This window comes from Paenibacillus sp. CECT 9249 (genome assembly GCF_918697855.1).
Taxonomy (GTDB): domain Bacteria; phylum Bacillota; class Bacilli; order Paenibacillales; family Paenibacillaceae; genus MSJ-34.
Map to the genome: position 1 here is coordinate 345,143 of NZ_CAKKLI010000001.1, position 20,436 is coordinate 365,578.

General features: G+C 52.9%; 21 protein-coding genes and 1 other annotated feature. Of the genes, 2 read left to right on the plus strand and 19 right to left on the minus strand.

Going from position 1 to position 20,436, the window contains the following annotated elements; translation table 11 throughout:
• Positions 1-121: 121 nt before the first annotated feature.
• The 13 genes from LQ229_RS01585 to LQ229_RS01645 form a co-directional block, all read right to left on the minus strand.
• On the minus strand, positions 122-1,003 hold the full coding sequence (locus LQ229_RS01585) for an ROK family protein (protein WP_290369999.1): 882 nt from the start codon (positions 1,001-1,003) through the stop codon (positions 122-124).
• Between the two features lie 47 nt (positions 1,004-1,050).
• Positions 1,051-2,184: a phosphodiester glycosidase family protein gene (locus tag LQ229_RS01590; protein ID WP_230190766.1), complete on the minus strand. Its 1,134-nt coding sequence runs from the start codon at positions 2,182-2,184 to the stop codon at positions 1,051-1,053.
• 10 nt (positions 2,185-2,194) lie between these two features.
• On the minus strand, positions 2,195-3,073 hold the full coding sequence (locus LQ229_RS01595; protein WP_216538519.1) for a 5'-3' exonuclease H3TH domain-containing protein: 879 nt from the start codon (positions 3,071-3,073) through the stop codon (positions 2,195-2,197).
• A gap of 180 nt (positions 3,074-3,253) precedes the next feature.
• A complete protein-coding gene (locus LQ229_RS01600) occupies positions 3,254-4,465 on the minus strand; it encodes an aminotransferase class I/II-fold pyridoxal phosphate-dependent enzyme (RefSeq protein WP_216538565.1) in 1,212 nt (403 codons plus the stop codon).
• An 8-nt stretch (positions 4,466-4,473) separates the two neighbouring features.
• Positions 4,474-4,833, minus strand: coding sequence for an arsenate reductase family protein (locus LQ229_RS01605; RefSeq protein WP_216538520.1), 360 nt, complete (start codon positions 4,831-4,833; stop codon positions 4,474-4,476).
• 12 nt (positions 4,834-4,845) lie between these two features.
• Positions 4,846-5,826, minus strand: coding sequence for an RluA family pseudouridine synthase (locus tag LQ229_RS01610; RefSeq protein WP_216538521.1), 981 nt, complete (start codon positions 5,824-5,826; stop codon positions 4,846-4,848).
• 41 nt (positions 5,827-5,867) lie between these two features.
• Positions 5,868-6,416: a bifunctional adenosylcobinamide kinase/adenosylcobinamide-phosphate guanylyltransferase gene (locus LQ229_RS01615; protein WP_230190809.1), complete on the minus strand. Its 549-nt coding sequence runs from the start codon at positions 6,414-6,416 to the stop codon at positions 5,868-5,870.
• Between the two features lie 171 nt (positions 6,417-6,587).
• Entirely contained in the window at positions 6,588-6,800 is a 213-nt protein-coding gene (locus LQ229_RS01620; protein ID WP_230190810.1) for an aspartyl-phosphate phosphatase Spo0E family protein, read from the minus strand.
• 120 nt (positions 6,801-6,920) lie between these two features.
• Positions 6,921-8,126 carry an aminotransferase class I/II-fold pyridoxal phosphate-dependent enzyme gene (locus tag LQ229_RS01625; RefSeq protein ID WP_290370000.1) on the minus strand — a complete coding sequence of 402 codons (1,206 nt, stop codon included), beginning with the start codon at positions 8,124-8,126 and terminating at the stop codon, positions 6,921-6,923.
• A 13-nt stretch (positions 8,127-8,139) separates the two neighbouring features.
• The gene (locus LQ229_RS01630) at positions 8,140-8,631 is read right to left on the minus strand and encodes an Lrp/AsnC family transcriptional regulator (protein ID WP_216538525.1); all 492 of its coding nucleotides are present in this window, start codon (positions 8,629-8,631) and stop codon (positions 8,140-8,142) included.
• A gap of 159 nt (positions 8,632-8,790) precedes the next feature.
• Entirely contained in the window at positions 8,791-9,207 is a 417-nt protein-coding gene (locus LQ229_RS01635) for a hypothetical protein (RefSeq protein ID WP_216538526.1), read from the minus strand.
• A 139-nt stretch (positions 9,208-9,346) separates the two neighbouring features.
• Complete coding sequence (locus LQ229_RS01640) at positions 9,347-9,766, minus strand: DUF350 domain-containing protein (RefSeq protein WP_216538527.1); 420 nt, start codon at positions 9,764-9,766, stop codon at positions 9,347-9,349.
• 22 nt (positions 9,767-9,788) lie between these two features.
• Entirely contained in the window at positions 9,789-12,152 is a 2,364-nt protein-coding gene (locus LQ229_RS01645; RefSeq protein ID WP_230190767.1) for an endonuclease MutS2, read from the minus strand.
• A 188-nt stretch (positions 12,153-12,340) separates the two neighbouring features.
• Between LQ229_RS01645 and LQ229_RS01650 the strand changes: the two genes are divergently transcribed.
• Positions 12,341-12,688 (plus strand): phage holin family protein, encoded by a 348-nt coding sequence (locus LQ229_RS01650; protein WP_216538529.1) that lies wholly within the window; start codon positions 12,341-12,343, stop codon positions 12,686-12,688.
• A gap of 156 nt (positions 12,689-12,844) precedes the next feature.
• Complete coding sequence (locus tag LQ229_RS01655) at positions 12,845-13,522, plus strand: SDR family oxidoreductase (protein WP_230190768.1); 678 nt, start codon at positions 12,845-12,847, stop codon at positions 13,520-13,522.
• Here LQ229_RS01655 and LQ229_RS01660 read toward each other — a convergent pair.
• The 6 genes from LQ229_RS01660 to LQ229_RS01685 form a co-directional block, all read right to left on the minus strand.
• Positions 13,509-14,009 (minus strand): CvpA family protein, encoded by a 501-nt coding sequence (locus LQ229_RS01660; protein ID WP_230190769.1) that lies wholly within the window; start codon positions 14,007-14,009, stop codon positions 13,509-13,511. The genes LQ229_RS01655 and LQ229_RS01660 overlap by 14 nt on opposite strands.
• Positions 14,010-14,087: 78 nt before the next feature.
• Positions 14,088-15,527, minus strand: a complete 1,440-nt coding sequence (gene zapA, locus LQ229_RS01665) for a cell division protein ZapA (protein ID WP_230190770.1) — start codon at positions 15,525-15,527, stop codon at positions 14,088-14,090.
• A 26-nt stretch (positions 15,528-15,553) separates the two neighbouring features.
• The gene (gene pheT, locus LQ229_RS01670) at positions 15,554-18,001 is read right to left on the minus strand and encodes a phenylalanine--tRNA ligase subunit beta (protein WP_230190771.1); all 2,448 of its coding nucleotides are present in this window, start codon (positions 17,999-18,001) and stop codon (positions 15,554-15,556) included.
• 28 nt (positions 18,002-18,029) lie between these two features.
• Positions 18,030-19,064, minus strand: a complete 1,035-nt coding sequence (pheS, locus tag LQ229_RS01675; RefSeq protein WP_216538534.1) for a phenylalanine--tRNA ligase subunit alpha — start codon at positions 19,062-19,064, stop codon at positions 18,030-18,032.
• A gap of 93 nt (positions 19,065-19,157) precedes the next feature.
• Positions 19,158-19,430 (minus strand) — a binding site (T-box leader).
• Positions 19,431-19,760: 330 nt separating this feature from the next.
• Positions 19,761-20,195, minus strand: a complete 435-nt coding sequence (locus tag LQ229_RS01680; protein ID WP_216538535.1) for a GreA/GreB family elongation factor — start codon at positions 20,193-20,195, stop codon at positions 19,761-19,763.
• Positions 20,196-20,238: 43 nt separating this feature from the next.
• Positions 20,239-20,424 (minus strand): cold-inducible protein YdjO-related protein, encoded by a 186-nt coding sequence (locus LQ229_RS01685; protein ID WP_216538536.1) that lies wholly within the window; start codon positions 20,422-20,424, stop codon positions 20,239-20,241.
• Between the last annotated feature and the right edge of the window lie 12 nt (positions 20,425-20,436).

Below are 20,436 nucleotides of genomic sequence, written 5' to 3' on the forward strand. Positions count from 1 at the left end.
AATCCGCACGAAATTAACTCCGTAAAATACCGCAAAATCTCACTTTCCACTCGACGAGAACAAAATAACTCCAAGTTTTACCGTTAAATAAAAGGTTCGTTCCTTATGCGTACGTCGGGCGCTATTGTTCAAGGAGCGTCTGTCTGGCCAGCGCGAGCCCGCCGCATAAGCCGGCGTTGTCCCCCAGTTTCGGCGGAACGATATATTGATCGATCCGTTCCAAAATGGCGGCATGATGCACATAACCGTTCAACAGATGCTGCACTTTCGTATGGATGAGGGGGAACATTTGCTCCTGCTTCATGACGCCGCCCCCCATGACGATAATTTCCGGCGACAGCATCAATATGCTGTTCATGAGCGCCTGCGCCAAATAATCGGCTTCCATCTCCCATGCAGGATGATCCAAGCCGAGTTCGAACCCTTTCTTGCCCCAACGCTGCTCGATCGCCGGCCCTGCCGCCACGCCTTCCAGGCAATCGCGATGATACGGGCATTTGCCCTCATATTTATCGTCCGGATGACGGCGCACAAGAATATGCCCCATCTCCGGATGCGATAAACCGTGCAGCAGGCGGCCTTCCACAATGATCCCCGCCCCGATTCCCGTGCCAACCGTAATGTACATACAGCTATCGTAACCTTGCGCCGCTCCCCAAGTCCATTCGCCCAAAGCGGCGACGTTCACGTCCGTATCGAAGCCGATCGGAACGGAAATCCGCTCTTGCAGCGCACCGAGGAAATTGTAATGTCCCCAATGCGGTTTCGGCGTACTCGTTACATAACCGTAAGTCGGGCTGTTCTTCTTCGGATCGATCGGACCGAACGATCCTACGCCAAGCGCCGCGATGTCTTTCCCGTCGAAATAATCGAATACCCGGCCGATCGTTTCTTCCGGCGTTGTAGTCGGAAAGCTGATCCGGTCGAGCACTTTGCCGTCATTCGTCCCGATTCCGCACACGAATTTCGTTCCGCCCGCTTCAATTGCTCCTAGAATGCTCATGTACCTGTTCTCCTCCTATTGTCATATCCGAACCTTCGTCATATCCGCTATTTCGATTCGTTTTTCCCGAACACCAACGCGTTGCCGATCAAGCGTCCGGGAGCGGTTACCGTTTTGCCGTCGGCAAACAGTCCGGACGAAGCTCCGCCATCCAAATTCATCGCTTGCTGAGCTCCAAGCTTCAGCATAATTTCCGCCCATTGCTTCATCGTAGCGCCGCCGACGGTCGCCAGTACGACGCTGCCGTCCTTCTTCACGGCGATACCGCTGCGCGCCCCGCCGTCCGTTACTATTTTGGAAGACGTGAAGCCTTCTTCCTTCGGATTAACGGCCAGTTTCCCGTCCTTCACAAGACGCGGGCCGGCTCCGATCGCCGTCGTTACGTTCTCCCAAGGAATTTCTTCTCCCTTAAGATTTTGATAGCTTACTTTATATTCAACGGTAGATCCGACCTCGAACCGGTCCGCCATCGAAGCTTCCACACCGACGAACACGAGCACGTAGCCGTTTTTCGGAATAGCGGCATTTTCATTATTCGTCACCTTGGTAACGACGCCGTCCTCGACGACAACGGCGTTGCCGAATTTGAAGCCGATATTCGCGCCTCGCTTGGGCGTAAATAAGATGGCGCCGTTTCCGTTCTCCTTGGGCGTACGGTTCACAAAGTAGACGTACCAACTCGCCTTCTTCTCCGCAGGCGAAGTTACCGTTCCCGATATTTTGATCCGCAAATGATCCATTAGAACGTTGCCGTCATCGGTAAAGCCGACCGCCGTTCCCGTATTGCCGATATGTTCGACCTGTCCGTTCGCTATGATCGTTCCCCACGGTTCGGGGGCGCCGCCGTACGCTTCGAAATACGTTCCGTTAATTCCGAACCGCGCGCCGGATAATTTGACGATATCTTTTAAGTGCCCCGTTTTGCCGACCACATGATTGGGCAGTCCGACGCTTGCCTGCATTTCCTTGGGCAGCGTTACGGTTTGTACGGTAAACGTGCGCTTGCCCACCGTTACTTTTTTCGTTTCCACTTTCGGTTGGAAGGACAGTTTCGCTTGCGCTGCCGCCTGTTTCGTCTCCTGCTTCGCGTTCTGTTTCGGCGGCGTTTCCGCGGCGAATGCCGTAGACGCGCATAATAGACTGAATATAGCGATCGCTGCCGCCCATTTTATTGTTGTCATAACGATTCTGCTACACCTCAATCAATTTTTGTAAGCTCTCCATTTCAAGTTCTTCGAACTTGCGTCTGATTTCGCCATGGTCCACGTTGAAAAAACACGATTCCAGATCGCATTGTACCGGCGCATCGCAACGGATCCGCGCCAAATCGCGCGATAGATGGAGCATGTCCAAATCGCTCTCGATCTTCGTCCGAACCGATTTGCTGAGCTGATCGAGATTGCTCAAAATGCCTTCGATCGACTCGAACTGCTGTATCAGCTTCAACGCCGTTTTCTCCCCGATGCCGCGCACGCCGGGATAATTGTCGCTCGTGTCGCCCATAAGCCCTTTCAAATCGACGATTTGCCGCGGCGTCAGCTGCTTCTCCTCCATTAACGATTCCACGCCATACACCATATAGTTGCCATGGCCTTTCTTCATAATGATGACGCGGATTCGCTCGTCGATCAATTGCAGCATGTCGTGATCGCCCGTCAAGATCAGCACTTCCATTTGCGGAGCGTACAATCTGGCCAACGTGCCGATGCAATCGTCCGCTTCATAGCCTTCGATGCCGACATTCGGAATGCCGAAGCTTTCCATCACTTCTTTGATCAAACTGAACTGGGGAATTAATTCGTCCGGCGCTTCCGCCCGGTTCGCCTTATAATCGTCGAATTTATCCGTCCGGAACGTCCTGCCGCCCATATCCCAGCAGCAGGCGATATGCGTCGGCTTGAACTTGCCGACCGCGTCCCAGAAATAGCGGATAAATCCATGCACCGCATTCGTCGGGACGCCGGCGCGCGTCTTCCGTATGTATCCGCCGTAAGCCGTCGCGTAGTACGCCCGAAACAGAAGGGCCATTCCGTCCACAAGCAGCAATCGCCGTTCATTCGTTTCGTTCACTCGAACTCTCTCCCAACATTGTTAACTCTAAAAAATTCGCAAAACATAGGCTAGAAGTCTAGTATATCATAATTTATAGCGGAAACAGCATGATAGAATCGGCAGCCATGCTCCAAATAACGGTAAGCCGCGAAGGGGAAGAGAACATGGCGAACATCCGGTACTGACCGAAGCTTAACTCTACCGGTCGCGCAAAAATTGTCCGATCCGCTCCACCGCCTCCAGCAATCGTTCTTCCTCCTGAACGAGCGCGATTCTAACATAGCCTTCGCCTTCCTTGCCGAAGGCGTCGCCGGGCACAACGGCCACACCCGCCCGTTCCAGCAAATCCCGCGCGAATTGGCGGGAAGACCGCTCATCCGGAATCGGAGCCCAAATAAACATCGTCGCCTTCGGGTTCGGCACGTTCCACCCGATGCTGCGCATGCCCGCGACGAGCGCGTCTCTCCTCGCTTCATATACGCCCGCCGCCGAGCCGTCCGGCCCGCTTCCGCCGGACGCGGAGGAAGACGCTTCCATTCTTGCGATATCGTCGCGCAGCGCCTTGACGCCGGCAGCCTGCACCGCCGCGAACACGCCGAAATCGATCCCGTTCTTCAGCGCGGCGATCGCATCGAGGACGTCCGCGTTGCCGACGGCGAACCCCAGCCTGACGCCTGCCATATGAAAGCTCTTCGACAACGAGTGAAGCTCGATGCTTATTTCTTTGGCTCCCTCGATTTCGAGAATGCTCGTCGGATGGAAGCCGTCGAACGCCAATTCCGAATAGGCCAAATCATGCACGATAAGCAGACCGGACTTGCGCGCGAAAGCGACCAAATCTCCAAAAAAAGCACGATCCGCCACCGCCGCGGTCGGGTTGCCGGGATAGTTCAGCAATATATATTTCGCGCGCTCCGCCGTTTCTTGCGGTATTTGATCCAATTGCGGCAGAAAGCCGTTTGCCGCGCGAAGCGGCACATAGTAAGGCCGGACCCCGGCTACCGCCAATGCCGCCGCATATATCGGATAACCCGGATCGGGCACGATCGCCGTATCGCCCGGATCGGTCAAAGCGAGCGCCAAATGGGCGAGGCCGTCCTGCGAGCCCATCAGCGCCAACACTTCGCGCTCCGGGTCCAGGCTGGCGCCAAAGCGCCGCTTGTACCATTCGGCCGCTGCCGCGCGAAACTCCCGGCTGCCGCGCGAGCCCGGATAGCCGTAGTTCTCCGGATCGCGCGCCGCTTCCGAGAGCGCGTCCATAATCCTCGCGGATGGAGGACGGTCGGGACTGCCGATGGACAAATCGATCACGTCGATTCCCCGGGCGCGCGCCGCTTCTTTCCATTGCGCCACTTCGGCGAATATGCCGCTCGCCATTCGGTTCAAGCGGGAGGAGCGCAATTGTTTCATTCTCGAAGTCAAGTCCATTGGCGTTCGTACTCCTCCGGTTTATATCCGACGGTTACCCGCTTCCCGTCGGTTACGAGCGGGCGTTTGATCAGCATGCCGTTAGAGGAAAGCAGGCGTATTTTTTCCTCTTCGGATAGGTTCGGCAGCTTGTCCTTGAGCTGCAACGCTTTATATACTTCGCCCGATGTATTAAAAAACTTTTTAATATCCAATCCGCTGATTCGAATGATTTCCGTTAATTCGGAAGGAGTCGGCGTTTCTTCGACAATATGGCGCAATTCCAGCGTTTTCCCTTTATTTTGCAACCATTTCACCGCACTGCGGCATGTACTGCATTTCGGATATTGGTATACGGTCAAATGACTCATGTCTTCACTCCATTAACATATGATTTCGTCTTGGCCTGCGGACAATATTCGGCGCAGACGCCGCATGTCTTGCGGCAAATCCGCCGTAAACCGAATGTCGCGCCGCGTGATCGGATGAATGAATCCGATGCTGCATGCATGCAGCGCATGCCGGTCGATCAAACCGTCCAAAGAAGCCATTCGCTTCGCCCGTCCATCCTCCGCCAGCCTGTCGGCATCCCATGTCTTGTACATTTTGTCGCCGATAAGCGGGCATCCGATATGTCGCATATGTACGCGTATTTGATGCGTTCTCCCCGTTTCAAGCCGCAATCCGACCAAAGAAGCATGCGAATAGGCTTCCTTCGTCTCATAATGCGTCACCGCCGCATAGCCGTCCGCGGTCACGATTCTCACATGCGGATTGCCGGGATCGCGATCGATCGGACCGGTTACGACGCCTTGCGGCTGCTCAGGATGTCCGTGTACGAGAGCGACGTATTCCTTCAACACGGCCCCGTCTATCATTTGCTCGGAAATATGCTGATGTACGTAGGGATTTTTGGCGATAACAAGCACGCCGCTCGTCTCCTGATCCAAACGGTGAACGGGTCGAAACCGGTATTTCTCGCCGCGTTCCGCCCAATAATGCACAACTCCGTTCGCAAGCGTATCCACGTAATGGCCGTGGGTGGGGTGAACGATCCTGCCCGCTTCTTTATTGACAACGAGCAAATGCTCATCTTCATATATGATTTCGAAATCGATCGGCTGCGCCAATATATCTTCCGACGTTTCCCGCTCCATGCGAATTTGCACGCAATCTCCCGCGGCGACGCGAACGCTAATATAACGGCGTTCTCCGTTGACGGTAATGCCCCGTTCCGTCAATTTCAGGCGGGAAAGCAGTTTGCGCGACACCTTCAGCCGCTTTTGCAAAATCGTCTTCAATAAAAATCCGTCCTCTTCCGGCGGAACCGAATAAGAGATCGGATCGTAATAATCGTTCGTCATGATCGTTCTCCGTAGGCATATTTTGTGTGGAACAGGTACAGTTAGCGGCTTCGCATGCGTTTCAGCTCGACGGGAATGCCTGAGGTCAGCAGAAACAGCTCGGCGCATTCCGCGGCAAGCCGCCGGTTGACCGCAGCTGCGGTATGGAAAAAAGCGGATTTCTCCGGCAGCGGATCGTCCCATCCGCCATAAAGTTCGTTGGAAACGATAACGATCATCCCTTGAAACGACATAACCGCCTCGATCATCGCTTCCGCCCGCGCCGACAGTTCGGCTTCCAACGTCGAAACGAGCGCATGGATGCGCGACAAATGCCGGTATTCCTCATAAAGCCACGACGCAATGCTATCGACGACGACAACCCGCCGCTGCGCGCGATAAATATTCGATTCCCGGTTGATTTGATCGATAACGTGCGGCAACTCGAGCCCGGCATGCATTACTTTCCATTGGAAACCGTTCGGAGCGGAACGTTCGGCTTCTCCATTCGGCTCACGGGTCGCGATATAAATGCCTTCTCTTCCCAAACCTGCAGCGTAGCGAAGCGCAAAATCCGTTTTCCCGCTGCCGATCCCGCCCGTTACCATCATCAGCAAATCGAACCCCTCCATCGTCAATTATTTTGGAACGGCTTCTCGCACGCGTCGTTATCATCGTTCTTTTAAACAATATAACATAAATGCGGAAATCAAAAAAAGAAGAAGGTTCCGGCGGAACCTTCCTCGGGAAGTCTATCGTTCGAACGATTGCCTAGCGTTAGCTTATTTTCTCGGATTATTTCTCATATATTCATTTATCTTCAAATCCAGCAGACTGCTTATCTGTATGACGGTGTCCGACGTGAAGGATTGTTCTTGCAATACCATTTGTTCCATTTGAATACGCAAAAACTGAATTTCGTCTTCCAGAGTAACCGCTGACGAAGATGACTTATTTGCATCACTTATGAGCAAATCATTTTCTACACAAATCAACACGATCCCCCCCCGGAGTAAAAATTGCCCGCCAAAATCCAATTATAGCATTTCAAAAAGACAACAAAAAGGAAAATATATGCTATATTATAACAAAATAATCCTATGATTGGTACCTTATTATAAATTATTTCTCACTTTATCCATGAATTTGCCAATTCTCTCCAAAGATTCGTTTAATTGGGCGATCGAAGTCGCATACGAACAGCGCAAAAATCCTTCTCCGCCCAAACCGAACACATCGCCCGGCACCGCCGCCACTTTCGCTTCTTCCAACAACCGATTCGCGAATTGTTCCGAAGTCATGCCGCTCGCTTGAATCGAAGGGAAAGCGTAAAACGCCCCTTGCGGCTCATGGCATTCCAGGCCGATCTCGCGGAATCCTTTCACGACGAGACGCCGGCGCTGGTTGTACGATTCGATCATCCGGTCCTTCTCTTCCATCCCGTTGCGGAGCGCCTCCAATGCGGCGACTTGCCCCATGACCGGAGCGCACATGACGGTATATTGATGAATTTTCAACATGGCGGAAATCAAATCGGGATGTCCGCAAGCGTATCCCATACGCCAGCCGGTCATCGCGAACGCTTTGGAAAATCCGCTGACGAGAATCGTCCGATCTTTCATCCCCGGCACCGAAGCGACGCTGACATGTTTCCGGTCGTATGTCAATTCGGCGTAAATTTCGTCGGAAATGACGATCAAATCGTGCTCTTCGACGACTTTCGCGATCGGAAGCAAATCTTCGTAAGACATAATGGCGCCCGTCGGATTGCTCGGGTAACATAAAATTAAAATTTTGGAGCGCGGCGTCAATTTCGCTTTTAACGATTCGACCGTGAGCTTGAACTCGTCTTTCGCGAACGTTTCAATACCTACCACTTTGCCGCCGCCGATCGACGCAATCGGCGAATAGGATATATAGGACGGCTCGGGAATCAATATTTCGTCTCCCGGCGCAATGAGCGCGCGCAACGCCAAATCGATCGCTTCGCTGCCGCCGACCGTAACCATAATTTCCTTCGCCGGATCGTATGTCACTTTGAATTGATGATGCAAGTAGTTTCCAATTTCTTCACGCAATTCGATAAGCCCGGCGTTCGACGTATATTTCGTCATCCCCCGTTCAAGCGAATACACGCATGCTTCGCGCACATGCCAAGGCGTACAAAAATCCGGTTCGCCAACACCTAACGAAATGATGTCCTTGTCTTTGCTCGCGCTCACCAAATCGAAAAACTTGCGGATACCCGACGGGGGAATGTCGCGAACGAGCGGAGACAGATAGGAGTTCATTGACGTTTGTTTTTCTTCATTTTTAATCATGGCGCAACTTCCTTTACGGCGAGATCAACAGACGGTGATCATCTTCGCGTTGTTCGAAAATAATGCCGTCCTGTTTATATTTTTTAAGAATGAAATGCGTTTTGGTCGATAACACGGATTCGATCGGAGACAGTTTGTCGGATACGAAACTTGCAACTTCCCGCAAACTTTTCCCTTCCACTTCGACGAGCAGATCGTAAGCGCCCGACATGAGGTATACGGATTTCACTTGCGGAAACAGATAGATGCGTTCGGCTATGCCTTCGAATCCGCGGCCGCGTTCGGGCGTAATTTGCACTTCGATCAGAGCCGTCACTTTATCGTCTTCCACTTTGCTCCAGTTGACGACCGTCGCATACTTGACGATGACATGTTCCTCTTCCATCTCCGCAATCGCCGCCTTCACTTCCGCTTCGGACACGCCGAGCAGCGTAGAGATCAGTTCCGCATCTCTTCTGGAATCCTCTTTAAGAATATCCAGAATTTTCATTTTGAGTTCATTCATACCCCATACCTCCAAAGAACCATAATAATAATAATACAACGAATTTGCGCGATGTGCCAACCGAAAAGCTGCTTTTTTGCCTTCGAACTTGTACGAAAAACCGTTCTCGCGGGCAGTCCGCTTAAACGGTTTTCCAATTGGCATGATGGTGAACGGATATTAACGGATCAATCTTTGGATCATCCGCTGCCGATCTTCGTCCGACAGGACGGTATTGACTTGGAAGCAGCCCGGGCATACGTAGACATGAAGCCGGAATGGCGCTTCCAACACCGGTTGGCCCAATGAAGCGGGGACATTCGGCTTAAACGAGTCGGCCCGAACCGTCTGTTCTCCCGCCAGCAGCATATATTCCCGGCAATAGATGCATTCCGGCGCTTCCTGCTGCGAATCGAGCACTTTTTCGACCGAAGCTTCGAATACCTCGGAATCGTTCTCGTCCGCGTTCTCGTCAATTTGAATTTGCAGCGTGCGGTAGCCTGTCAGCTCGTTGTTGCAATGAGGACATTCTTCTTCGGGACCGAGTTCTTCATCCCATACAATTTCCGTTTGACACCAGGGACAAATGGTATTCATCACATATCATTCCTTTATTTTGTTCTATCATTCAATATTGATCCAAAAAATAATGCCGGCCGCGAACACGATAATAGCCAGTGCGAATAACGATCCCCACAAGTATTTCATGCCTGTCCCCCCATATCAACGCTTAATATTAAGATAAACCCGCTCCGATAATATAAGATAGCGAAATCGAAATCATCATGGCGATAAAGCCGACGGCGCGATTGTCTTTTTGAATTTCATGGTCGATACGAAACACGGGCGTTACAAATTCGAACATAAAGTATGCGACTAAAAGCAGGACAAAGCCGAAGGATGCCCAGATCAACGACTCGTAAATCGAATCGCTGGCGGTAATGCAAAAGCGAAAAATGTTGCAAATTCCGAATATTTTCCCCCCGGTGGCCATGGCGACAGCCATATTGCCCTTTTTAATTTCGTCCCAGCAGCGATACTTGGTCACAAATTCGAAACAATACAAAAACACGATGAGCGCCAAGACGGCAACCGAAAAATAAGCGACCATTCCGAAATACGGATTGGCGAGCAGCGTTTCCAAATCGACTTCCACCCTGTTTCACTCCCCCGTTCCATCACTTTAATTCGACAACGGTTACCCCCGCGCCGCCTTCGCCGTAATTCCCCAAACGGTAAGATTTAATATGCCGATGCTTGCGCAAATAATCTTGAATGCCCGTGCGCAGCACTCCCGTGCCTTTTCCGTGAATAATATACACCTGCCCGAGATTGGACAGAAACGCTTCGTCGATAAACCGATCCGCCTCGATAAGCGCTTCTTCCAAATTCGAACCGCGCAAATCCAGCTCCGAACGGACATGCTCGTCGCGCGAACGTTTCACGCTGGCGACATGACGCTGTTGCTGAACTTTGGCCGGCGCCTGCTGCACAAGCTCCAAATCGTTCAAACTCACCTTCATTTTCATAATGCCCATTTGCACGATCGCCTCGCCGGACCCGGCCAATTCGACGACATGCCCCTTTTGATTCAAGCTGTACACGACAACTTCGTCGCCGGCTTCGATGTTCCGCGTTTGCTTCGCGCCGGGGCGAACCGTCTTCGCGCGTCGTTCGTTCGGCTCTGCCTCGTCAAGCTGCTTGCGCGCGGCGATCAGTTTATGCTCCTTGACGGAGGCGCCTTCTTCCTTCGCCAATTTGCGCAAATCGGCGATAATTTGCTCCGCTTCGCTCCGCGCCTTGGCGATGACGTCGCGCGCTTCTTGTTCCGCTTTGGCGAGCATTTTGTCGCGCTGCTGCTCGAATCGATCCCGTTCCCGCTCGACTTGCTGACGGAGCTTTTCCAGTTCTTGGCGGAGGCGCTGCGCCGTTTCGCGTTCGGCTTCGGCGGTAAGCCGGTTCTCTTCGAGCGAAGCGATCATGCTCTCGACGCGCAAATCCTCTTCCTTCACTTCGCCCTTCGCTCTTTCGATCATTTGCTGCGGCAAACCGAGCCGTTCGGCGATGGCGAACGCATTGCTTCGTCCCGGCACGCCGACGAGCAACCGATATGTCGGGCTTAACGTTTGGATATCGAATTCCATGCTGGCGTTAATAACGCCCTTGCGTTCATAAGCGTAAGCTTTCAGTTCGCTGTAATGGGTAGTCGCCACCATGCGGCAGCCCAAGCTGTGAATATGTTCCATAATGGCGATCGCAAGCGCCGAGCCTTCCGCCGGATCCGTACCGGCTCCCAATTCGTCGAGCAGCACCAAGCTTTTCCCCGTCATTTGCCGCAATATGTTAATGAGGTTCGTCATATGGCTTGAAAAGGTGCTTAAATTTTGCTCGATGCTCTGCTCGTCGCCGATATCGGCGTAAATCGCGTCGAATACGCAACATTGGCTGCCGTCTTCGGCAGGAATGAACAAGCCTGACATCGCCATTAAACTAAGCAAGCCGATCGTTTTCAAGGTCACCGTTTTTCCGCCGGTATTCGGTCCGGTCACAATAATCGACGTATAGGAATTGCCCAGCTCGACGTCGAGCGGAACGACTTTGTCGGTCGCGATCAACGGATGGCGTCCTTTGCGCAATTTAAGAAATCCGCGGTCGTTCATGCGCGGAAAGGAGGCCTTCATTTCATGCGCCAGCCTTGCCTTCGCGAATATAAAGTCAAGCTGGGCGAGTATATCGACATCGTAGAGCAGCATTTCCGTTTGCTCGCCGGCAAGCGAAGACAAGCGATGCAATATTTTTTCGATTTCCCGCTCTTCCTTCAACTTCGCCTCGCGCAGTTTATTGTTCATGGCAACGATCGATTCCGGCTCGATGAACAAGGTTGCGCCCGAACCGGATTGATCGTGTACGATGCCCCCGAAATGGGAACGATATTCTTGTTTCACCGGAATGACGAATCGGTCGTTGCGGATCGTAATCAGTTGCTCTTGCAGCATTTTCGCGACCGAATTCGAACGGATCATTTGCTCCAATTTCTCGCGGATTCGAACTTCGCCTGTCCGAAGCTCGCGCCGGATCGCGGCCAGCTCGCTGCTGGCATTGTCCATCACTTCGGCTTGATCGTCGATGCATGCTTTAATCGCATCCTCGAGCGGCTTCTGTTCGGATATTTGCTCGCTGAGCGCATCCAGCAAAGGAACGGGATCCTCTTCATGGATATTGGCGATAAACCGTTTCAAGCGACGGCCGCCGTAAATCGTATTCGCGATATCCAACAGCTCGTGCGTGTTCAACATTCCGCCGATTCGCGCCCGCTGCAACGCGGAACGTATGTCGGCGATGCCGCCGAACGGGGCCCCGCCCTTCAAGCGATCGACTTTATACGCTTCGTCCGTCGCTTGCAGACGGCGCTTTACGTCTTCGAGATTGCCGCTTGGGCGAAGAGATTCCGCGTATTCCTTGCCGAGACTCGTCACGGCGTGATAAGCCAATTTATTTAAAATTTTGGAAAATTCCATTGTTTTTAATATTTTGTCGTCCAAAACGATAACAACTCCCCTCGTTGTTATTATATCCGAACCAATAAGGTTTAGCTATTCCACTCCTTACGAATCCTTCCACTAATAGAAGTTTGGCCTTCGGGTACAATAATGGTTGAATCGAGTCTTACTCATCAGTTCACGAACCTTTGCAAGAGCGGAGGAATATCGATCTTAAGGAGGAATTTCACATGACTTTTCTGAGACATGTCGTTCGTTTCGTTGTCTCAGCAATTGTGCTCATGGTGGTCGGATGGCTCGTTCCGGCATTTCATGTCGGCGGATTTTGGAGCGCCTTGGTGCTGGCCCTTGTCATCGCTTTGTTCGGCTGGATCATCGAAGGCATATTCGGCAAAAAAGTAACGCCGTTCGGTCGAGGCATCGTCGGCTTTCTAGCGAGTGCGCTCGTCATTTGGGTCGCGCAGTTCTTCGTCGGCGGAGTCAGCGTTTCGATTATCGGAGCCATTCTGGCCGCTTTGGTAATCGGGATTATCGACTTGTTCATCCCCATCAGCACCCCGTACGAAGCCGGACGTTAATCTTTCGTTTACGATGCCGGCAATCGCCAGGATCCCCCTGCTTCACGATGCAGGGGAATTTTTTTTGTTTTATGCCCCTTTTACGGCGCAAACCCTCTTTCCATAAAAGCCAAAGTCTGGTATATTGAATTAAATACCAGTAAGGAGGTCGGAATTATGGGTGATGTGCAAACTAAAGTTGCCATCGTTACCGGAGCCGGAACCGGACTCGGTAAAGCGGCGGCGATTGCTTTGGCGAAAGAAGGGGCGAACGTCGTCGCCATTGGACGAAGGCTGCCGAAAATAACGGAGACGGTGCAAGAAATCGGCTATTTCGGCGGAAGCGCAATCGCCGTCAGGGCCGACGTGTCGGTCGAGTCGGATGTGAGGCATGCGGTGGAAACCGCCCTTGCGGGCTATCATCGAGTCGATATTCTTGTCAACAATGCCGCCGTGTTGGATATCGCGAATATATTCGATACGGAGCCCGACGAATGGCGGCGTCAAATCGACGTCAATTTGACCGGTCCGTTCCTCATGACCAAAGCCGCGCTTCCGATCATGCGACGGCAGAAATACGGCCGCATCGTCAACATTACGTCGTCTCTTGCCGCGAACGGCGCCGGCGGCTACGGCGCTTACAGCGCCGCGAAAGCCGGTTTGGAATCGCTCACCCGCACGGTCGCCGACGAAGAATCGAACTATAACATACTAGCCAATCTATTCGATCCCGGCATGATCAAGTCGGAAATGCACGGCACCGGGAAAGACCCGGCAACCGTAGCGGCGGAAATCGTCCGGCTGGCTTCGCTTCCGGTTTACGGTTTCTCGGGCGAGAAAATTATTTATTCGTAATATGCTCGACAAACTGCAACGTTGCCGCGACAAGATCCGGGAACAACCGCACCACCTGACCCGCCGCCCATGAGCCGCTCAAGAGCGTTTGAATGTTCGGCGATTCGAACAAGCGCATAATAAAGACAATGAAGGCAATCAATACGCAGCTTTCGACGAAAGCAAGCAAAGCTCCGCACCATCGGTTCAATCGATGAATGCCCGGAGCTTTTGCAATCACGGTCAATATTTTGCCCACGATCGTCAAGCCGAATTTCGCGAGAACGAACAAACCGATAAACGCGAGAATGTCGGCAAACGTCGCGTTCAAACGAATCGTTCGCTGCAGCCATGGGGCTACGTCGTCGTAATACATCACCGCCGCGATAAAGGCGATGAATATCCCGAATACGGAAATGAGCGAATGAACGAATCCGCGAATATAGCCGTAGATGCAAGCCGCAACGACGACCCCGAATATCATTAAATCCAATGTATTAAAAGTCACTCTGCTCCCCTTCGTTTCTGTCCAATCCATGTTCTAAACGAAACGCCCGCGGCCATCGCGAAAGAAGGCGACGAAACGTCATCGATCTTGTTCAATCAGCTCGATCCACTCGTTATATTCGTTCTGCAGCTTGGCGTATTCCTCCTGCAGTTGGCTGTACGCTTCCGACGTTTCCTTCGCTTTCTCCGTCTCCATCTCATGTTCCACTTGCAATAGACGGTATTGATGCGATACAAGTTCGAATTGTTCTTTTAAAGAATCGAGCTCCTCGTTCGCGGCGTCCAGACGCTGCTTCAACGAGCCGTATTCCGATTCGGCTTTCGCTTGCAGCGCTTCATATCTTTCGTTGGAACGTTGTTCCAGGGCGTCGTACTTTTCCTTTTCGCTCCGTTTCAACGCTTCATATTGTTTTTGCGCTTCTGTCTTCATCCGATCCCGCTCCTGCGCGGAACTCCGCTCCAACTGCTCATACCGTTCCCTTGAAGTCCGTTCGAGTTCCTCGTACTGTTCCTTGGAACGCAACTCCAAATCCGCGGACTGCTCCTGAGCGGCCAATTCCAATTCGGACAATTTTTGTTTCCATTGTTTGTCCAAAGCCGCCAATTGTTCCTGCGACCGCTTCTGCAATTCTTCATATTGATCTTGCGAGCGCTGCTCCAACTCGGAATATTGTTCTTGCGAACGTTTTTCCAGCTCTTCGTACTGCGCTTTCGACCGTTTTTCCAACGCGTCGTACTTCGCCAAATGTTCGTTGGAGCGCCGCTTCCATTGTTCCACCAATTCCTTCAGCCGTGCTTCTTCCGCTTTCCAGCCGCTCTCGCGCTGCTGCAGCTTCTCATTATGTTCCTTCAACGATTGCTGGCTCTGCTTCGTTTTGTGAAGTTCATCCTGCAAACGGCTATGATTGGATTCCAGCAGCTTGCAACGTTCCTTCGTCTTATTCGACTGCGATCTCGCCTCTTCCAGCTGGCGTTCCAGTTCTCCGACGCGAGCTTTCAATTGGCTTGTTTGTCCTGCGGCAGCTTGTTCGCCTTCGCGCGCTTGCGCAAGCGACCGCTGCAGTTCGGCCGTTTGGGCCGTTTGGCCTTTCAATTTATCGTCCTGTTTCGCCATCGCTTCCCGCTGTTGCTCCAATTCGGCGCGCAGCCGGCCCAGTTCCTGCTGCAGCCGCTCGTTCTCCGCTTGGACGGCCTGAAGCTGCTGCTGTTCGTGCTTGCTGCGCATCGCTTGTTCCGCTTGCTCCTGCTTGCTTCGCATCACTTGCTCGGCCATATGCACGGCCGCAAGTACGGCGATGCGAGGCATATCCAGCCGCGAATTGCTTTTCGCAATTTGATGCATATGTTCGTCGACATATGCCGCTACATTTTTTACATAATCCGTGCTAGAGGCTCCGACAAGCTTATATTGTGATCCATATATATCAACGGTGACTCGTGTTCGGTCTGTTGCTGCCATGGCCGCGCCCTCCTTCAATTCGTCTACGAATACAGCCACATCGATTCGTCTAGTAAACATTTCGATGCGGCTGTACCGTTTTCCTGCTATTTTCTTAATTCTGCGGCAAAAGTTTGCTCCAAATTCGCCACGATTTGGCTATTGATTTCATTCACCTCTTCATCGGTCAGCGTACGCTCCGGATGGCGGTATACGAGTGAGATCGCCACGCTCTTCTTGCCGGCTCCGAGCTTCTCGCCCGTATAGACGTCGAATACATGCACCGATTCAAGCAAATCGCCGGCGGTCTCCTTCGCCGTTTGCACGACTTGGCCGACTTCGATCTCTTGCGCCAGCACGATCGCGAGGTCGCGTTCGACCGACGGATAGCGCGGCAGCGCCCGGTATTCGATCGAGAAATCGGCGGCGGCGTACAGCGGCTCGAGCGCGATTTCGAACACGTACGTATCGCCCAAATCTTTCGCATGCTGCAATTCCGGATGAATTTGGCCGATCGTTCCCAAATATTGTTCTTCGCCTTGCCCGGTCAAGTATACGGATGCCGAGCGTCCGGGGTGGAACCCTTGCGGTTTGTTCGCTTCGTAGCGAACCCGATCGGCGATGCCCAGATAAGCGAATACGGCATCCAAAATGCCTTTCAAATCGAAGAAATCGCAAGGCTCCGCTTTGACGTTCCACTGAGCGGCTTCGCGGCGGCCCGCGAGCAATAGAGCCAGCATCGGATTTTCCTGCGGCAATTTCGTTAAGGCCGCTTCTTCGGTGGCGAAGCTGTGCCCGATTTCAAAGATGGCGATATCTTCTTGCTTGCGGTTGCGATTGTAAGCGGCGATATCGAGCAAATTCGGCAGCAGGCTGGTGCGCAATACGCTCCGCTCCTCGCTCATCGGCATCGCGACGCGGATCGGCCGCAGCGTCTCGGAAGCTGCCGCGAATAACCCCGTATGGCCCGGATGCGTAAAGGAATAGCTGATGACTTCCTGAATGCCGCCGCTAGTCAGCAATTCGCGCAACGCGCGTCTAATTTTTTGCTCTTTCGTATATCCGCCCGGCGTCGTCGCGCCTTCGATCGGCGTTGTCGGAATCCGGTCGTAGCCGTATAAACGCGCAACTTCTTCGATCAAGTCGACGTCAAGCGCGATGTCTCCGCGGCGTTTCGGGACGCTCACTTCCAATACTCCGCCGTCCAGTTCTTCATATTCAAACTGCAGCCTTTCCAAGATCGATTTCACTTCCGCGAGCGTAAACGACGTGCCGAGATGCCGGTTTACTTTATCCAGGGCGACGCGAACGATGGTCGGCTCCGGCAACGAAACGACCGCTTCCACAATGCCTCCGGCCACCGCCCCACCGGCGTAGCGTTCCATCAATGAGGCGGCGCGGTTCAAAGCGGGAACGACCGCTTCCGGATTGACTTCTTTCTCGAAGCGGGCGCTGGCTTCGGAGCGCAATCCGAGCTGACGCGACGTCTTGCGAATCGTTCCGCCGTCGAATTTGGCCGATTCCAGCACAATGTTCACCGTCGCATCCGTCACTTCCGAATTGGCGCCGCCCATCACGCCGGCCAGCCCGACCGGCTTCTCGCCGTCGGTAATTAACAGCATATGCGGCTCCAGCTTGCGTTCCTGATCGTCGAGCGTAACGAGCGTCTCGCCTGCGCGGGCGAGACGGACGTCGATTTGTCCGCCGGCCAATCGGTCGGCGTCGAACGCATGCAGCGGTTGGCCGTACTCAAGCATTACATAGTTCGTGATGTCTACAATATTATTGATCGGTCGTACGCCCGCCGCGATCAGCCGGTTTTGCATCCATTGCGGAGACGGGCCGATCTTCACGCCGGCGATGTACCGCGCCGTATATCGGCTGCATTGCTCGCGTGCCGTAATGGTAACGCGAACGCGGTCGCTTGCCCGCACGGCGCTCTCCGTCATGTCCTTGTCCGGTTGCGGCAGCTTTACATCGCGTCCCAGAATCGCCCCAACCTCATAAGCGACGCCGATCATGCTCAAGCAATCCGAGCGGTTAGGCGTCAGATCGAGTTCCAGCACGTCGTCGCCGAGCGCAAGCACGTCGATGATCGATGCGCCGATTTCCGTATTGTCCGGCAGCACAAGAATGCCTTCCTGCTGTTCCTTGGGCAGCAGCTTGTCGTTCATGCCCAGTTCTTTCGCCGAGCAGATCATTCCTTGCGACTCCACGCCGCGCAGCTTCGCCTTCTTGATTTGCAATCCGCCGGGCAGAGCCGCTCCGACCAATGCGACCGGCACTTTCTGTCCTGCCGCCACGTTTTTCGCGCCGCAAACGATTTGCAGTTCTTCGCCCGTACCCGCGTCCACGGTACATACGTTCAACTTGTCCGCATCCGGATGTTTTTCCTTCGTCTTTACGTAACCGGCAACAACTTGGGTTACGCCTTGATTCCGATGTTCGACAACGTCGATTTCGATGCCGGCCTGCCTAATTTTATCCGCCAGTTCCTCGGCCGTTACGCCGCTTAAATCGATATATTCAGACAACCATTGATAGGATACTTTCATCGTACGCTCACTTCCTTTTATTCATGAATTATATGCGCGCAAATTGGGACAAGAAACGCAGATCGTTCGTATACAGATGGCGAATATCGTCGATGCCGTATTTCAGCATCGCGATCCGGTCCGGCCCCATACCGAACGCGAAGCCGCTGTACACTTCCGGGTCGTACCCGCCTTTGCGCAGCACTTCCGGATGAACCATGCCGGAACCTAATATTTCAAGCCAGCCGGTATGTTTGCAGATGCGGCAGCCGCTGCCCCCGCATTTCGCGCAAGTGACATCCACCTCGGCGCTCGGTTCGGTAAACGGGAAGAAGCTCGGACGCAAACGAATTTGCGTATTTGGGCCGAACATTTCGCGCACGAATTGAAGCAGCGTTCCTTTCAAGTCGCTCATGCGAATGTTTTTGTCGATCACCAAACCTTCGATTTGATAAAATTGGAACGAATGCGTCGCATCGTCGTCGTCGCGGCGGTACACTTTCCCCGGGCAAATGATTTTCACAGGCACTTCGCCTTTCATCGCTTCCATCGTGCGAATCTGTACCGGCGAAGTTTGCGTACGCATCAAAATTTCTTCCGAAATATAGAACGAATCCTGCATATCGCGCGCAGGATGGTTTTTCGGCAAGTTCAACGCTTCGAAATTGTAATAATCCTGCTCCACTTCCGGGCCTTCCGCGATTTTGTATCCCATGCCGATAAAAATATCTTCGATTTCATGGATCACCTTCTGAAGCGGATGCATCGCTCCGACACGCATCGGTCTGCCTGGCAGCGTCACATCGACCGTTTCCGCCTGCAACCTCTTTTCCGTTTCTTCTTTCAAAAAGCGTTCCTGATGGGCCGAAATCACTTGTTCGATCGCCGCGCGCACCTCGTTGGCCACCTGGCCGATGATCGGGCGTTCTTCCGCGCTGAGCCCGCCCATGCCGCGCAGCACTTCCGTCAATTCTCCCTTTTTGCCAAGATATTTCACCCGCAAATCGTTCAATTGCTGCGGATCGTCGACTTGCTGCAATTTTGCGAGCGCTTCGGCTTTTAATGCTTCCAGTCTTTCCTTCATGAATCGATCTCCTCCTTCGTTCTGCTGTGCAACATGTTCCGTCTTGTTCCGTCATTCCTGTCTGCCGTTGCAACAAAAAAGGCCTTTTCTCCCGTAAGGGACGAAAAGACCGTGGTACCACCCTTGTTAGAGAATCGCCGTACCTCCGCCGCAGGAAATATGCGAACAAAACCATTTGCGGCGCGCCAATTCTCTCACTCGATCGATTAACGGCTCGAAACCGGTATCCTCTACTTCGGCGTTGCCGGTTCAAGGAACTGCTCCGGAGCGAACTTCGGCAGCCTGATTCTGTAGAGACGCTCTCAATCTGCGGCATCTCCTCCCTGTATAGAGGCGCTGCTTACTCTTCTCCATCGTTGCATTTGAATAGTGTATACGTTACAAGCTATTATATGCAAACCTAAGCTAGATTGCAAGCGTATTACCCCGGTGCAGCCGCTTGCCGCAAGAGCGGATCTTCTTCCGCCGGCGGGAACGACCGGGAACCGGGATTCGTATTGTACAAAGTACAACATTTGCGCCCCTTTCCTCACGGCAATGATGCTAATGTTGTAAAATGTGCAACGTTCCAATTCGATTCGGGCGGAATTGCCGCTTTTCATTGCGGTTTTGTTGCACAATATGCAGCATAGCGCCCCGTTCCGCCCTTCCGCCATTCAACATGTTGTATATCGTACATCTTGCGCAGCGCGGCAATTATGTCCGGGCTTCGAATTCGATCTGTTCGATCCGGATCGGAAGCTTGCCGTTAGGAACTTCGATCGTCACCGTCTCATCCTTTCCGGCAAGCAGCAATTGCGAACCCATCGGCGACAGAAAGGAAATGCCCCCGCCGTCAATATTCGCTTGATCCGGAAAACAAATCGTAAGCGTATCGGTTCCTCCCGTATCCAAATCGCAAATCGTAACGGTACTGCCGATGACGACTATATCGGTCGACCGCAGCCCGCTCTCTCCGGTCTCCTCAATAAGCTGTTGAACCCGTGACGTATACCGGGACAGCAAGGAGTCGGTCTTCGCGCGGGCCGGATGCTCGGGCTGCGGATAATGCGTATCGATAAACTCCAATTTCCTTTCCTTAAAATAGGAGAGTTGTTCCTTTAAATAGCGGACGATATCGTTATCTTTCATACGGATAATCCTTCTTTCGAAATAATACTTTCCAATCGGTTCGTTACATTTGCGGCAGCATCTTAACGCCGCGCTCCATCGGAGAACCGCATAACGGGCAGTCAAGCTCCTCCGGTTTCTCGTCAAACGTAAATTCCGCGCGCATCCAACCGTTGCAAGCCGCATGCGTGCAAATCCACACATCGGTTTCCGTTTCGGAAGGCCGTTGCTTTTCTTTCTTACGGTACATCGCTAAATCTCC

Coding starts and splice junctions, on each gene's coding strand:
- LQ229_RS01615 (WP_230190809.1), bottom strand. CDS start 6,416: ATGATGGTAACGGGCGGGATCGGCAGCGGGAAAACGGATTTTGCGCTT.
- LQ229_RS01630 (WP_216538525.1), bottom strand. CDS start 8,631: ATGAATGAACTCAAAATGAAAATTCTGGATATTCTTAAAGAGGATTCC.
- pheT (WP_230190771.1), bottom strand. CDS start 18,001: ATGAAAGTATCCTATCAATGGTTGTCTGAATATATCGATTTAAGCGGC.
- LQ229_RS01655 (WP_230190768.1), top strand. CDS start 12,845: ATGGGTGATGTGCAAACTAAAGTTGCCATCGTTACCGGAGCCGGAACC.
- LQ229_RS01680 (WP_216538535.1), bottom strand. CDS start 20,195: ATGAAAGATAACGATATCGTCCGCTATTTAAAGGAACAACTCTCCTAT.
- LQ229_RS01610 (WP_216538521.1), bottom strand. CDS start 5,826: ATGACGAACGATTATTACGATCCGATCTCTTATTCGGTTCCGCCGGAA.
- LQ229_RS01635 (WP_216538526.1), bottom strand. CDS start 9,207: ATGAATACCATTTGTCCCTGGTGTCAAACGGAAATTGTATGGGATGAA.
- LQ229_RS01585 (WP_290369999.1), bottom strand. CDS start 1,003: ATGAGCATTCTAGGAGCAATTGAAGCGGGCGGAACGAAATTCGTGTGC.
- pheS (WP_216538534.1), bottom strand. CDS start 19,064: ATGAAGGAAAGACTGGAAGCATTAAAAGCCGAAGCGCTCGCAAAATTG.
- LQ229_RS01590 (WP_230190766.1), bottom strand. CDS start 2,184: ATGACAACAATAAAATGGGCGGCAGCGATCGCTATATTCAGTCTATTA.
- LQ229_RS01625 (WP_290370000.1), bottom strand. CDS start 8,126: ATGATTAAAAATGAAGAAAAACAAACGTCAATGAACTCCTATCTGTCT.
- LQ229_RS01685 (WP_216538536.1), bottom strand. CDS start 20,424: ATGTACCGTAAGAAAGAAAAGCAACGGCCTTCCGAAACGGAAACCGAT.
- zapA (WP_230190770.1), bottom strand. CDS start 15,527: ATGTTTACTAGACGAATCGATGTGGCTGTATTCGTAGACGAATTGAAG.
- LQ229_RS01600 (WP_216538565.1), bottom strand. CDS start 4,465: ATGAAACAATTGCGCTCCTCCCGCTTGAACCGAATGGCGAGCGGCATA.
- LQ229_RS01650 (WP_216538529.1), top strand. CDS start 12,341: ATGACTTTTCTGAGACATGTCGTTCGTTTCGTTGTCTCAGCAATTGTG.
- LQ229_RS01605 (WP_216538520.1), bottom strand. CDS start 4,833: ATGAGTCATTTGACCGTATACCAATATCCGAAATGCAGTACATGCCGC.